Source organism: Cupriavidus oxalaticus, assembly GCF_038900635.1.
GTDB classification, from domain to species: domain Bacteria; phylum Pseudomonadota; class Gammaproteobacteria; order Burkholderiales; family Burkholderiaceae; genus Cupriavidus; species Cupriavidus oxalaticus_B.
Window position 1 is genome coordinate 55,723 of the sequence record NZ_JAYMRX010000024.1, and the last position, 13,800, is coordinate 69,522.

A 13,800-nucleotide genomic window follows, 5' to 3' on the forward strand; every position below is an offset into this window, starting at 1 on the left:
GGCACTGAGCGAGCGACCGCTGGCAGTGTCAGAAAACCATGGGCAGGTCCACGTCCGGCAGCGGGATGCTGTCGGTGAGACGTCCATGCGGGTTGGTGTCCTGCAGGGAAATCAGGAACAGTCGACCGAGGATCGAACAGCATTGTTGGGTCTCCTCAGAATGAAAAAAAACCGCCCTTTCGGGCGGCTCCTGTTTGATGGCGGCAAACTGCCCGGTGGACAGTGCCTTCATGAGGTCAGACTTGCGCATCAGCGCCCTTCGCGCCGGCGGCGCGCACGAACGTGTAGCGAGCGACTTCGCCCTTGTGCTCCGGGCCATCCACCGCGGCGGTGGTGAGCTCCGGATACTGAGCCGCATAGACGTCCTTGACCTGTTCCGGCGTGAACTGCTGACCAGGGTCCATCAACGTCATGCCGTTGTAGGCAAACTCGCGCGTGAGCTTCGTGACTTCGATTGCCATGTCAGCCTCCTTCAGAGCAACGATGCTAGATCCGTACCGCCCGAGGTGGCAGCGCTGCCTTCGGCTTTCGCCGAGGCATCGCCGCCAGCAGCCTCTTGCGGCTTGCTATCGCCTTCCTCGGCATCGGACGAGTCTGACGCATCCGACGGTGCCGCAGCCTTGACCAGTGCCTTGGTGGCCTTGCTCGACTGCGAGGACTTGGCCGCTTCGAGAATGGATTTGGTGGCCTCGGCCTGCTCTGCGAGCGACTGGCGGGCTGCGGTGACGCTGGCCAGGGCCTGCGCGAAGCCTTCGTCCAGTTCGGCGGGCGTGGCCGACAGCGCCAGCGGCGTGGTCAGCGCAGCATCCGCCGCATTCTTGATGACGGGAACAACGACAACAGACATCAGGTCGCCCTGCATGGTGAGCGTGACGACCACTTTCTCACTCGCGCGCACGAGCGCAGCCAGTTCAGTGAACATAGGTGAATCCTTTTGGGGAAAATGGAATGACGGGCAGCGCGCCGGTAGCGCGCCCCCCAGTGAATGAATCAATAGCCGAGGACCTTGGGGACCTTGCCGTTGTAGTCGAAGCCATTGACGGCCAGGAGGCCAGCAACCACTTCTGCTTTCGATTTGCCGAACAGCTTGGCAAAGCCATCGCCCAGCACCTTGCGGATGCCGAGCTCGTCTGCCAGAACCTTCATTTCGGACTTGGTCAGCATCTCAAGGAAGTCCTGCGATTTCTGCAGGTTCCAGTGATGGCGCAGATCAAGCTTGTGGTACCGGCACAACTCACGGAGGTTGCTCACCTCCATGCCGTCGATGGCCGCTACCGTCATGCCGATCGTCAGCTGCTGGCGCCGTCCGACGCCCATGCCGTGGACCGCCGTGAGGCAGCCCTGCAGGGTCGAGGATGGTTTCTGTTCGGTGAGCTTCTCAAAGAACTTGCCCATCACGTCGCCGCTGATGTTGCGCGACAGCCCGTGCATGGCGATTGACAGGAGATAGGCATTGGCCTGCTCGGCGTTCTGCGCGACCTCCTTGCGCAGGGCCTTGCGCCAGAGTTCGGTGCGGTACTGCTTCACCTTCTCCGACTCGCTGATCACCGTGACAGGCTTCTCTGCGGCCGCGGAGGATTTATCGCCCTTCGTTGCCGCCGCCGGCTTGCCAGCGCCCTGCTTCCCAGCAGGTGCCTTGGCGGCGTCACGTTCTGCCTTGATTCGGGCTGCCACCTTCTGCTGGTTGCAGGCCGTATCGAAGCATTGACCGCTGAACACCTTGCCCATGGAATCCGGCAGGCCGCTCACCGCGGCACCGAAATTCTGGCAGGCATGGCACGCCTTGGCTTGTTCCTCGCCTACGCCGGTCGGGCCATCCACTTTCAGCTGAATGCGGGTATGGTTGTCGCCGGTGCGAACGATGCGCACGATCGGGAACTCTTCCTTGAGCCCGTAGGCAATGCCTTCGAGCTTGCGGTCGTTCTTTTCGTTGTAGCAGGCCCTGTTGGTGCAGTTGCCGGTGGCGATTGCCTCACCGAACATCTCCGTCTGCAACGAGGAGTTATGCGGGCAGGCGGCACAGTCGGACTTGTCGAAGATGGCCGATTCCAGGCTGCACGCGGCCGCCTCGATAGTCTTCTTCAACTCCACCACCGACTTCTTTTCGCTGACGATGACCGGCAGGAGCTTGTCCTGCTTGTCCTTGGCAAGCGTAGCCAGCAGTTCGGCATGGCCGAGCTGGATGACACGCGTGTTCAGTGCCTCCAGGACGGATTCGCTGCAATTCAGCAGCGCAAGGCGCTTGTCGAGCGTTGAGCGCGACCAGCCAAGGACGCGGGCCGCCTCGTCACGGTTTCCCTTCAACAGGCCAACGATGTGCGACGCCGCCACGGCCTCCTCGGAGGGCGCCATGTCGGCACGCTGCACGTTCTCGATCAACGCCAGGCGGTCTGCATCGGCGTCAGTCAGCACCTTCAGGGTGACGGGGATCTGGTATTCCTCGCCATGGGCTGCCAGTGCGGCGCGGTAGCGGCGTTCACCTGCCACCACTTCGTACTCATGCCCATTCTCATCGTCCTCAATGGGACGGATCAGAATCGGCTGGACGACACCATCCAGGCGGATGGATTCGGTCAGCTCAGCCATCTGGACAGGATCGAAGTACTTGCGCGGATTACGGCCAGGACGGATCTTGCCAATGACAACAGTGGGGTTTTGCATCTTTTGGGTTCTCCGGGACGGAATGGGGAACCCGTTGCCGCACCGGGAACAGGTTCCCGGTGGGATGGAAAGGTGGGCTGGCCCGGCAAAGCGGGAGGCCACCAAACTGCAGAAGCTGGCCCCAAAAGGGGCGAAGGTCGATGCGTCTTGGACGCGGAAAGCGTTGAAAGGATAGCCGAACTCACCCTCCCCGATCAATAGCCGCGCGCCGGCCCGCCGTTCTGGCGTTGGGACAGGCAAAAAAAAAAGCCCTCACGTGGAGGGCTGAGTGCATCTGAGAGGGTTTCCGTAGCGGGGGCTACGGAAACCATCATAAGGGCCATGCCGTACCGGCTGACACCCAAAAGCTCGCCAATTTCGACGTGCTTTCTTCAGAACAGCGCAAGCTGATCGTCAGGAACGAAGATTCGCGGGACGGACCTGGCCGCTGCCCGTTGCATCAGAGATGCGTCGAGTTCCAGCGCCCCTGACTCAACATCCTGCGATTGGGACTTGCTCAATGCTTCAGAGGAGTTTTCATGATCCCGTTCGGGCATGGTCGAGACCTCCGCCCGCGCCTGGGATGCCCGCTTTCGACGTAGCTTCGCGCCCCATCCCCCGAGGATGTGGGCTGGCGTAAACCAGCTCGACCACGCTTCCACGCTCAGCGCATTGCCATGGATGACAATGGCCGGGATGTGGAGCAGCGACAGCTGCAGATACGTCATGTGAACGCACCGTGCATCGATATCGATGCACGTAGCATGCATCGTTTGCTGGTAATTGCGGCCGGCGTCATGCAGCGCATCAGCACAGGCAATGACCATGCCGCCGGCACCGCATGCCGGCTCCTCGATCGTGACAAATCCGTCTCGATCGACGTACGGGTTGCCGTCGCGAACGTTGATACCCGCCATCAGCCGCGAAACGGTGTATGGCGTGAAGAACTGGCCCGCGCGCTCATTGCCAAGGTCGAGCATCATGTAGGTCTGCCCGAGGATATCGGCTAAGCCATCCCCGTTCGGAACCAGGCGCTGAACCCGATCCTCAAACGTCATGGTGAGCGCACCTAGCATCTCGGAAAACTTGCTCAGTTCGGCGCGATCGTACTTCTTCGCGATCTCAAGATAGCGCTTCTCACGCGGGTCATAGTGGTGTCGGTCAACAGCGTTGCTAATCGCCAGGGCCGACATCTCCACAAAATCTGAGAAGACATCGTTGGTGCTATGCCGATAGCCGAACGACTTGATGAGCGATAACAGCTCTTGATGAGGATCGGTCGCGTTGACCTCGAACTTGCGTTTGGCGGCGCGACTCATCCCTGCACCTCACGCAGAAATGGGTACGCAGAGCGATTCGATCTACTGGGTTGGGGAGGCAGGTGGGGAAACATGTTCCGAAAGGCCGGGAAAGTACTTCCCGGCGGGTAGGAGCTGGCCGGTGACCTGGTAAGGTCAGGCGGCGGTGGCAGGCTTGGGATCCAGATTCAGCAGCTTCGCGAGAAGCCAGCTGATCAGAACCAGAAACTCGATTTCGGCAACGATGTGCAATTGCATTGCGGCAAGACGATCGTCACCAGTGGTCACAACGAAATACAGCGCCGCGAACAGGTTCAGAACCGTCGCGAGGACGGCCAGCGTGCTGGTACGGGAGGAGATAAGCATGGACAGGCTCCGGAAATGGAGCCTTCCCCATTGGGAAAAGCCCCAATGGGTGGAAAAGCAGATGGCCGGTACGCCGGCAAGGTCGATGCGCTGAAAGCGCGGAGAATCGGGCGGATATTACAGCGAATTGACGCCGATGGACAAGACCCGGGGCGCGGTCAACCTTCAGCGCGCCGCCGTCGGCTCGCTTCTCGCAGGCGATTGATGACATCCCAGCGGCGCAGGTCAACCTCTTCCGGGTTCTCCAGGTTCGAGTGATCCAGTATCGGACCGTCATCGCCAAACGGCGTGTAGTCTTCGGGCAGTTTGCCCTCCTCCTTCAGCCGCGCGGCCTGCAGTTTTGACAGCCCGTGGCTGGTTTCGCTGATCGCAACGTAGTCCCAGCGCTGCGGCACCGCGGCTTCGGAGAACCAGTCGTCGCCCTCCCCCGTCGCAACGAGAGCGACGACGTCATAGACACTGCCTGTCGACGAGGGCAGCGCCCTGACCTCGAAGCGAACGACCTCCGGCCGTGGATGCCAGAACACCCGATCCAGATAGCGTTTGAACGTGAAGGCATCCAGGCGCGCGATCTCCCCGTATTGCGGGTCCCCCGGAGGGATGAACTCGCGCTCGCCGGCAGGCCGGGTGCCGAGGGACACTTCGCGAAAGCTGGTGGTGGGGGACGCCATGACGTTTTCCGTAAAAGATGGCCCCAATTCTATAGCTTTCACCGACAACTACTGCCGGCCGGGCCGGGAGAATAGCGTTTGGCAAACCTCGTCCGTCGGGCGCCTTGACTTCGGTGCGGGGCCGGTATCTTGGTCTTAGACCATCCAACTTCTTGCCGCCCATGCGATTCACCCGACTCGGACGCCACGACCCCATCGACTTTAACGCCCGCCGCGTGGCCGCCTTCGCGCGCAAACAGCAGCGCGAGCGCGACCGATACCCGCTCTTCACGGAACACGTGGCCGCCGAACAGCACTCCGCCGACGAGGAACTGGCCCGCCGCCAACGGCGCTCCGACAGGCTCGAAACGGCGATGCGCACACTACACGCCCGCGTCTGGCGCGAGAAGCGCGCTGTCTACTTCTCGCTGACGGCCGAGCAGCGGACGGATATTCGCACCAAGTGGCTGGCGTGGACCGGCCCCACCACCGCCCTCTACTTCGCCTACATCGTGGACACCGTCAGTGGCGAGGCTGCGCAACGCGCCGCAGCCTCCCGCGAACACGCGCTGACCATCAGGCGACGGGTCCTTGCGAGCCTGCCAGAACAACTGGAGATGGCATGACGCCTACCGACGAACAAGAGCGTGTCGTCGAGGCGGTACGCGCCGGTGGTGCCCTCAAGGTAAAGGCGTACGCCGGCGCCGGCAAGACTTCCACGTTGCGCATGGCCGCAGAGGCTCGCGGCCGCGCCCGGGGCCTCTATCTCGCATTCAACAAGGACATTGCGACCGAAGCCGCCAGCAAGTTCCCGTCCAACACCCGCTGCCGGACCGTACATTCGATCGCCTACGGTGCCACCCGTCCCGAAATCACCCGCAAGCTCAAGAATCCGGTCGAGCCACCCCATCAGCTGGCCTTGCGCTACAGCCTGGGCCCGATTCGCCTGCCCACCACCATCGGCAAGGATCTGGAGCTGAGCGCCAGCAAGGTCGCTCGGATGGTGATGGACGGCGCGGCGCGCTTCTGCCGCTCCGCGCAGGGCGAGCCGCTCGCCTGGCATATCCCCGTCGAGCCCATCATCCGGGAAGAGGAAGCCGAGCACCTGCGCGAATCCCTGCTCCCGCACGTCCATCGGCTGTGGCAGGAATACTGCGATCCCGCGACGCCATCGGCCATCACCCACGACGTGTATGTGAAGCTTTGGGAGCGAAGCCGCCCGACGATTGGTGCGGACTTCATCCTGTTCGACGAGGCGCAGGATGCCGACGGCCTGATACTGTCGGTGCTGCGCGCCCAGCAGGCGCAAGTGGTCTATGTGGGGGACCCCTACCAACAGATCTATGAGTGGCGCGGCGCAGTCAATGCGATGGACCACATTCGGGCGCCCGAGCGTTCGCTCACCGAATCTTTCCGGTTTGGACCGGCGATCGCCCAGCTGGCAAGCCGGGTGCTCAAGCTGATGGACGAAGACGTGCCGGTCCGGGGCCAGGATCACATCGAGTCCCGGATTCTGCAGGACTCCACGCCGGGACATGACCGCTTCGACGCCATCCTGTGCCGCAAGAACGCCACGGTGCTGACCCACCTCGCCCAAGGTATTGCCCGCGGCGACAAAGTCGCCGTGCGCGCCAATGTCGAGGAACTCAAGGCCTTCGCCGACGGCGCCGAATTGCTGATGCGCGGCCAGCGCATTGGTTACCCCGCCACGCTGGCACTCTTCGAGTCCTGGGAGGAGGTCCAGGAGCACGCCGAATCGTTCGCCGGGCGGGACCTGCAGCCGCTGGTGAAGCTGATCGACAACGAGGGAGTGGACTACCTGCGCCTGATCCTCACTCGGGTGTTCCCCGAAGCCGACGCCGACTACATCGTCAGCACCGTGCACCGGGCCAAGGGCCTGGAGTGGGATCGGGTTCACCTCGCCGGCGACTTCAAGTTCAAGAGCAACGACGAAGGCGACTTGAGCATGTCGCCGGAAGAAATGCGGCTGCTGTATGTCGCGATGACCCGGGCCAAGCAGCTGCTGGACATCAGCGAGATTCGCCGCGACCTGTACACCATGTTCCGTGACGCCGGAGTTTAGGAGGAGCCCATGATCACCGTGCGGGTTGGCAACAGCGAGTTGCCACTTGAAGATGTGTTGGAAAACCCCGGTCGGCATTCCCGCCTGCTGGAACGCGCGAAGACCACACAAGGCTTTGCCGAGTGCGGTTGCACGGCCGGGCGCCCACGACCCAAGCTGGTCATCCGGCGCCACCGCGAGATCTTCCTGCTCGCGCGCTGGCCCGAACAGGCTCAGCTGCACGGCGATAGCTGCCCCTTCCAACGCCGCAACACCGGCAAAGGCGGTACCGGCACCGAACTGGACCCATTCCCCTTCCGCAACGGCGCGCTGGATATCCGCCTTGAAGCGAGTCAGCGGATCAGCAGCCGCACGCCGGCGAAACCGGTGCAATCCAACCCCGAGGGCGAATCGAGGAAGCCGCAGCGGCGCACCGCAGGCCTGCTTGCCTTCCTTGAGTTCGCGTGGGAGCAGGCCGGGCTGAACCTCTGGCCCGGCACGGGCGGACGGGGGTGGAGCGCTTGCTGGTCCCACCTGAGCGCCGAGCTGGCGGATTGCCGCATCAATAGCCAGCCCGCCGACAAGACGCTCCATATCCTCGAGCGCTGGGACCCCGCGCGCAAAGCAGAGATCCTGGCGGAACTGGATGCGTGGCTGGCCAGGCTCACACCATCCGCCTCTGGTAGCCGGCGAGGCCTGCTGATCGCCGAGGTTGCGTCGCACGAGCCGTCGCAGTTCGGAGCAAAGTTCGTTCTCCGGCAAACGCAGCTGCGGTGCTTCATGAGCAGCGCGCTGTACGAGCGCCTGCAGCGCTCTTACGGACCGGCGTTGGCCGGGGCTGGCCAGCCGAATCTGCGATGTGTAGCCGTGTTCCTGGTCGAAAAGCCGGTTGACAGGAACTATCTCACGATCGTGGACGGCGCCGCGTTGCTGACGAACGCGCAATTCCTGCCCTGCGACTCCACCTACGAAGTGGCGATGGCCGATCACCTGATCGGGCTACGCCGCGCTTTCCGCAAGCCGCTGCGCCACCTCGGCAACGCGCCCGTCCACCCGGATTTTGTCCTCACCGATACGGCTGCCGAGGTCATCATCGAAGTCCTTGGGCTCACCGGCAACCCGGAGTACGACGCCAGAACGGCGTCCAAGCGTGAGCACTACCGAAGCGCCGGCATGTCCGTGGTCGAATGGGAGGCGCCCACGCAGGCGCTGGATTCGGTCCAGCTGCCGCCGGCGGCGAAGTGATCGGGGGCAGCCCATGAAGCGTGACGACGCATCCCTCAACGACGAGTTGTTCCACCAGGCCGTCGAGCTGGTCCACCAGCACCGCGCGGCGTCGACTGCGCTCATCCAGCGCCATCTGCGGGTCGGCTGGCGAGCTGCAGAAGCACTGCTGCAACGTATGGCCACCGAGACGATGGCCGTGCGCAAGATGCAGAACGGCCTGTACCTCTACATCCACGGCCCCATTGGCGAGGAACTGGCGCGACTCACCGGCTTCGCCCAGGAGGTGTTGAGCGCGCTGACCACGGATCGGATCGACGCGGACCAACTGCGCGCGGCCGCGCTCCGGCACGGGCTTGCTGAAGAGGCGACAGTCTCCGCGCGTTGTGGCGACGGGTGCGCTTGCGCGACGCTGTTCGAGTTCCCCGTCGTGTGCTTCCGGCCCAGTGCTGACCTGGCCGGGCGCTGAGGGACCACCGGGATGGCGAGCCGGTATCCCTTTCCTTGACTTGCCTGTACGCGCTACGCTGGATCGCATCCAGTTCAAGCAACCCAACCGCGCCTTCCCCGTCCATGAAGGCATTGCGAGGCGAGGAGATTCGATAATGCCCCTCTTCAACATAGAACTTGTTTACCGCGCCGTCATCCAAGGCGACGACGCCGAGGCAGCGTTGGCGACCGCCAGGCGCGAGCGCCGGGACATCGAGGGCGATTGCGCCGAGCCGCGCTACGACCTGGCGGGCCAAGTGCGCGCGCCTGCCGACCTCAAGGACGGCTGGACCGAATCCGATACCCCGTACGGCGGCGACGGAGCGACTTCCATCGGCCACCTGTTGCTCGCCGCGGAGTGGCAACCAGACCGCGACACCCGTACGATCGACATGTTCGAGGGCATGCCGGCATGAGCGATTACACCCGCATCGAGTGGGCAGACCACACATGGAATCCGTGGGAAGGCTGCCAGAAGGTCGGCCCGGGCTGCGACCACTGCTATGCCGAGGCCCGCAACGCCAGGTTTGCCGGAGGCATCGCCATCAACTGGGGCCCGGGCGCGCCGCGCCGGCGCACCTCGGCAGCCAACTGGCGCAAGCCGCTGCTTTGGGATGCCCGACATGCGGCGTTTGCCGCCGTCCATGGCCGCCGGCAACGCGTCTTCTGTGCGAGCCTGGCGGACATGTTCGACAACGCGGTGCCGCTGGAATGGTTCATTGACGTGCTGGAAGTCTGGCGCCGAACCCCGAACCTCGACAAGCTGGTCCTGTCGAAGCGGATTGGTAACGCTACGCGTCGGCTCGAGGCAGCCCTGGAGCACCTCCTGGCAAGGGGCGACAGCGGCTCGACGGCGCAGTGGCTGGACAGCTGGCTGGAAGGTAACGCTCCCGCCGATATCTGGCTCGGCGCCACGGTGGTCAATCAGTGCGAGGCCGACCGGGATATCCCGAAGCTGATGCGCGTCCCGGCCAGCATGCGGTTCCTATCGATGGAGCCGTTGCTGGGCCACGTCGATGTCTTCTCCGTCGCCGGCGCGCCGACCATGATCGACTGGGTCATTGCTGGGGGCGAGAGCGGTCCTGGTGCACGGCCGATGCATCCGGACTGGCCCCGCTCGTTGCGCGACCAGTGCGCCGCAGCTGGCGTTCCGTTCCTGTTCAAGCAGCATGGCGAATGGGCACCAGGGTCGGGCGATTTTGGGGCAGGTCGTTACGAGACTGCGGCGGTGGCGCGCGACGGGCGCGCGGTGCATGGTGGATTTGAAGCCGCCGGCTACCCTGCCGGCGCGTCCAGCGCTGATGGCTGGTCCATGGTCCACCGCGCAGGAAAGCGCCATGCCGGCCGTCTGCTCGATGGCGAACAACACGACGAATTTCCGATCAGCAGTGCGGATATCGCACAAGCCTGTCGCCAAGCCCTCTACAAGGAGACCGCCTGACGTGGCGGGCTCGAAGAATCAGTGCACTCAACCAAGGAAGCAATGCAGCATTTTGACAACGACCCATCCGAGTATCCCGAGCCCGAGACCGTTCTCGCGATCCGCGGCGCGATCGCCACCGGCAGGATGGGGGGACCTATGGGCGAGCCGGGTCACTGGCTCAATGAATTCTGGCAAATCGGCCGGGCCCTTCGCGAGCACAGCGAAATGCTCCAGGGTTTCCAGGGCACGGCCCGCCGCGGCTTGCTCAGCACCTCAACACGCTACCTGGCCATCAACGAGCCGATGTTCGAACAGCCCGACGACCAATCCTGATTGCCGGCCGGCGGCGCAGGGCATAATTCCGGCTTTCTCCATCCCGGATCCCGCCATGCCAACCGGCCTGCTAAACTGCGCCCACTGCGATGGCGCCCCCCTATTCATCGCCGGCCGTCTCCAGGCCGTCGTTGTCTGCGAGGAATGCGGTGTCTCGACGCCACCGGTCCGCCTCGAATCCACCGACAGCGACACGGCCTTCGCACAACTGCAGGCCATCTGGAACACGCGGGTGGAACACCGGCCAGCCGATGAGCAGACGATCTCCATGCTTGCCCGGCGGGAACTGACCGCCTCCGATATTCCCTATTTCCTGAACCTGCTCGCCTCCACCGCGGGAGACTGGACCTCGAACGGCCCAAAATTCGCGGCCATGGCCGCGGCGCTGGCACGGCCAGGCGTCGACTTCAGGGACGTCTCCCCGCCCGAAACGGTGCTCGAGGATGCGGGACGGTACCGCAAGCTGGTGCGCCGCTCCAAGGTCATCTATATAGATGGCGCTCCCATGGTCAGGTTCGACCACGTCCCGGCCATGGCTGCGGCGATCGCCGAGGAAGCCAAGGAAGACGATCCATGGCCATTCCCGATCCTCGAGGAGTTTGTCGCGCGCGCCGTGGACAGTCTGCCGGATAGCGCCCAGCCTTGACTTCCCGCCGGCCGCGGCAAGCTGGAAGCTCTACCTGCTTGAGAACATTCCATGCTGCGCACCATAGCCGCTTCCACCCTTGCTTTCGTCCTGTGCTTCTCAGCCGGCGAGGCGAGCGCCAGGGACTCACTGCAATCCGCATGCCCCCAGGTCTTCGCCGATGGCCGGCCACCTGCCATCGGCAGGCATGCCGAGAACCGTCTCCTCTGCTTTCGTGCCTATGCGCTCATGCATTCCGCGCGAACGCGCACGGCTGTCTGGTCGGCCGAGCATTTGACACGCGCGGCGGTCGACGCAGCCCGTGACCTGCCGCGCGACAGCGACTTCTACGAGGAACCGAGGCTCGCGCGCAACGAGCGGGCCAGCCTGAACGACTACGGGCGCGGCGCCGGGTTCGACCGGGGGCACCTGGCGCCCAGCGCGATTTTGGCGACAAGGCATCCCAGGCGGAGAGCTTCAGCCTGGCGAACGTCATCCCACAGCACCCGTTCTCCAACCGGCGCACATGGAGCCACCTCGAGACATCGACCCGGCGCCTGGTGCGCAAGGTCGGCACCGCCTACGTGGTCACCGGCCCTGCGTTTATCCGGGACGCCGGCACGCTGCGAGGCCGTATTCAGATCCCGGACTTCGTGTGGAAGGCCATCTACGTGCCCGGGATGGGCGCCGCGGCCTACATCGCGCGCAATGACGCGACCCCGGCTTACAGCGTCGCGAGCATCGCGGAGCTGGCTCACTTCGTCGGCGTGGACCCGTTTCCGTCGCTGCCGGCGCCCATGCGCATGACAGCGTTGGATTTGCCGCCGCCTACGCCGCACCCGGGCGAGCGTGAGCCAGGAAGGTCTCATTCGCGTGGCTGGTCGGCGCCGAGTCTGCCACAGCTGTGCCGGCGGCAGATCCGCTGCACAAGCTTGCTCGCACGGCGAGCACCATGCTGGCGCTCGCGGCGGCTTACGCACGATAGCCTCTCCACGCCCGCACGCGAAGCATCGGTTCGCTGGGCTGGCATGCAAGGCACAATCAGGAATTCAACGCCTCCTTGAACTTCTGGCCCGCCTTGAACTTCACGGTCTTGGCAGCCCCGACTTCGATTTCCTCACCTGTACGCGGATTGCGCGCGATGCGCTCGCCACGCTCGCCCTTGCTGAAAGAGCCGAAGCCAACAAGGCTCAGCGTATCGCCCCGGGCCACTGCTTCCATGATCGAGTTCAGTGTCACGTTCAGGGCCTGCTCGGCTTTGGTCTTCGTGAGGCCTTCCACGCCCGCCGCGATCGCGTCGATCAGTTCAGATTTCGTCATGCACTTCTCCTAAGGATGCGTTACGTTGGATTGAAGGGGCAACTTATCATCTTGCGACATGCAGTTTCCCGGCAAGAGTGTCGCAAATGCAGCAAGCTTTTGGGAAAACTGAGTTGAGCTCCTCTCAACCTAGGCTGGCAAGTAGCCGATAGAGCTTCGCACGCGAGATCCCGAGACGCCGTGCTGCCATCGCCTTGTTGCCATCTGCCGCGACAATCGCGGCTTTGATCTCGTCCAGCGTCGGGTCCTTCTGGCCCAAGTTCAACTGTGTCGAGTAGGTTGAGAGGTAGGCATTCGCCTTTGTCGCCCGACTATGGCCTGCTGCCTCAACGACCTTTTGCATCGCTTCCCTGTGAGCCGCCACATCGACTACCCGACCGCCGCCCTTCACAGCGGCCGCCTGGCCACTTTCTCGCTCGTACATCTGTTGCAGGAATTGGTGGCGCAGGCCATGTGCCGTCACACCAGCACCGCTCTTGGTGACGCCATGCTTCTCCAGAACGGTATAGAAGCGCCTGCGCCAGCGATTCTGCGTAAACGACGCTGGGATCAGCGTGCCCCGCTCCGGGTTGGTCGCATGAGCCAGCGTTGCGGCCTGGCCCAGGACTTCATACTGCCAACCAAACTCGATCGGAACACGCCGCGGCCTACCGCCCTTTGTGCCGTCATGGACATGCAGGGTCCCTGTGGGCAGTACATCGTGAGCCGGGCGCAGGCGCCAGCTTTCCTTGGCTCGGAGCCCGAAGGCGGCTTCCAGCTTGAGTTGCAAAGCGACATGCGCATCAGTCCGCGCGATATCCGCGATCAGTGCCGCCGCGTCGATTCCCTTCCCCTCCCAAGACCGGTCTTCCGTTGCCACGTAGCCGCGCACGTAACCGTCGGGCCTGACGATGTAATCGTCGATCCTGCCAACCATACCAGCCTTGCCCATCCAGGATGCGAAGGCCCGCAGATGAGTCAGGCGCAGTTCCACGGTCCCCACGTTCAGCTTGCGCGCCTCGACCCAATGCCGCACGAGCCAGGCGATGTGCTTCTGCCTGATGCTGTAGGGCGATGTGACGGCCATGCCGCCGACCCGTCGCAATTCCACAAACATGGCCAGGAGCGACTGAATCCGCTGGCGCTGCGACATCTGCGACAGGAACCGTCCGCTCACGCGCGTACCGCTGTGCGGCAAATGGAGATTGTCCGCGGCAAGAACGGCGAACTCGTCCTTGAACCGCTCCGGTAGCTCGTATTGGCTAATGACAGCGCGGAGGTTGATCGTCTTTCTCATTCTGAGCCCCAAGGCGCCACACAGTGCACGGCGCAGTTTCCCGGGCAATCACCGACCCCGATTCGGACATGCCCCTCGAGTGCGCCGGGATACC

General features: G+C 63.7%; 17 protein-coding genes and 1 pseudogene. 9 read left to right on the forward strand and 9 right to left on the reverse strand.

Going from position 1 to position 13,800, the window contains the following annotated elements; all coding sequences use genetic code 11:
* Positions 1 to 28: 28 nt before the first annotated feature.
* The 7 genes from VSR71_RS28225 to VSR71_RS28255 all read right to left on the reverse strand — a co-directional run bounded on the left by VSR71_RS28225 (position 29) and on the right by VSR71_RS28255 (position 4,975).
* On the reverse strand, positions 29 to 250 hold the full coding sequence (locus VSR71_RS28225; protein WP_231942359.1) for a hypothetical protein: 222 nt from the start codon (positions 248 to 250) through the stop codon (positions 29 to 31).
* Positions 237 to 461 (reverse strand): PRTRC system protein C, encoded by a 225-nt coding sequence (locus VSR71_RS28230; RefSeq protein WP_115683945.1) that lies wholly within the window; start codon positions 459 to 461, stop codon positions 237 to 239. The genes VSR71_RS28225 and VSR71_RS28230 overlap by 14 nt, the downstream gene beginning before the upstream one ends.
* Before the next feature lie 11 nt (positions 462 to 472).
* A complete protein-coding gene (locus VSR71_RS28235; protein ID WP_115683946.1) occupies positions 473 to 922 on the reverse strand; it encodes a PRTRC system protein E in 450 nt (149 codons plus the stop codon).
* A 68-nt stretch (positions 923 to 990) separates the two neighbouring features.
* Entirely contained in the window at positions 991 to 2,661 is a 1,671-nt protein-coding gene (locus VSR71_RS28240; RefSeq protein WP_115683947.1) for a PRTRC system ParB family protein, read from the reverse strand.
* A 371-nt stretch (positions 2,662 to 3,032) separates the two neighbouring features.
* Complete coding sequence (locus VSR71_RS28245) at positions 3,033 to 3,959, reverse strand: N-6 DNA methylase (RefSeq protein WP_115683948.1); 927 nt, start codon at positions 3,957 to 3,959, stop codon at positions 3,033 to 3,035.
* A gap of 135 nt (positions 3,960 to 4,094) precedes the next feature.
* Entirely contained in the window at positions 4,095 to 4,304 is a 210-nt protein-coding gene (locus VSR71_RS28250; RefSeq protein WP_115683949.1) for a hypothetical protein, read from the reverse strand.
* A 158-nt stretch (positions 4,305 to 4,462) separates the two neighbouring features.
* Positions 4,463 to 4,975: a hypothetical protein gene (locus VSR71_RS28255; RefSeq protein WP_115683950.1), complete on the reverse strand. Its 513-nt coding sequence runs from the start codon at positions 4,973 to 4,975 to the stop codon at positions 4,463 to 4,465.
* Positions 4,976 to 5,136: 161 nt separating this feature from the next.
* On the opposite strand from VSR71_RS28255, the gene VSR71_RS28260 reads away from it, so the two are divergent.
* The 9 genes and pseudogenes from VSR71_RS28260 (at position 5,137) to VSR71_RS28300 (ending at position 12,174) form a co-directional block, all read left to right on the forward strand.
* Positions 5,137 to 5,580, forward strand: coding sequence for a hypothetical protein (locus VSR71_RS28260; protein ID WP_115683951.1), 444 nt, complete (start codon positions 5,137 to 5,139; stop codon positions 5,578 to 5,580).
* Positions 5,577 to 7,037, forward strand: a complete 1,461-nt coding sequence (locus tag VSR71_RS28265; protein ID WP_115683952.1) for a 3'-5' exonuclease — start codon at positions 5,577 to 5,579, stop codon at positions 7,035 to 7,037. The genes VSR71_RS28260 and VSR71_RS28265 overlap by 4 nt, the downstream gene beginning before the upstream one ends.
* A 9-nt stretch (positions 7,038 to 7,046) precedes the next feature.
* Positions 7,047 to 8,261: a DUF1173 family protein gene (locus VSR71_RS28270; RefSeq protein WP_115683953.1), complete on the forward strand. Its 1,215-nt coding sequence runs from the start codon at positions 7,047 to 7,049 to the stop codon at positions 8,259 to 8,261.
* Positions 8,262 to 8,274: 13 nt separating this feature from the next.
* Positions 8,275 to 8,709, forward strand: a complete 435-nt coding sequence (locus VSR71_RS28275; RefSeq protein WP_115683954.1) for a DNA translocase FtsK — start codon at positions 8,275 to 8,277, stop codon at positions 8,707 to 8,709.
* Positions 8,710 to 8,845: 136 nt separating this feature from the next.
* Complete coding sequence (locus VSR71_RS28280; protein ID WP_115683955.1) at positions 8,846 to 9,145, forward strand: hypothetical protein; 300 nt, start codon at positions 8,846 to 8,848, stop codon at positions 9,143 to 9,145.
* Complete coding sequence (locus VSR71_RS28285; RefSeq protein WP_115683956.1) at positions 9,142 to 10,170, forward strand: phage Gp37/Gp68 family protein; 1,029 nt, start codon at positions 9,142 to 9,144, stop codon at positions 10,168 to 10,170. Before VSR71_RS28280 ends, VSR71_RS28285 begins: the two co-directional genes overlap by 4 nt.
* A gap of 42 nt (positions 10,171 to 10,212) precedes the next feature.
* Complete coding sequence (locus tag VSR71_RS28290) at positions 10,213 to 10,485, forward strand: hypothetical protein (protein ID WP_115683957.1); 273 nt, start codon at positions 10,213 to 10,215, stop codon at positions 10,483 to 10,485.
* Positions 10,486 to 10,540: 55 nt separating this feature from the next.
* A complete protein-coding gene (locus tag VSR71_RS28295) occupies positions 10,541 to 11,131 on the forward strand; it encodes a hypothetical protein (RefSeq protein ID WP_115683958.1) in 591 nt (196 codons plus the stop codon).
* A 228-nt stretch (positions 11,132 to 11,359) separates the two neighbouring features.
* Positions 11,360 to 12,174, forward strand: a pseudogene (locus VSR71_RS28300) (DNA/RNA non-specific endonuclease).
* Here the strand turns inward: VSR71_RS28300 and VSR71_RS28305 are convergent.
* Positions 12,152 to 12,430, reverse strand: coding sequence for an HU family DNA-binding protein (locus VSR71_RS28305; protein WP_115683959.1), 279 nt, complete (start codon positions 12,428 to 12,430; stop codon positions 12,152 to 12,154). The pseudogene VSR71_RS28300 and the gene VSR71_RS28305 overlap by 23 nt on opposite strands.
* Before the next feature lie 124 nt (positions 12,431 to 12,554).
* A complete protein-coding gene (locus VSR71_RS28310) occupies positions 12,555 to 13,706 on the reverse strand; it encodes an integrase domain-containing protein (RefSeq protein WP_115683960.1) in 1,152 nt (383 codons plus the stop codon).
* Between the last annotated feature and the right edge of the window lie 94 nt (positions 13,707 to 13,800).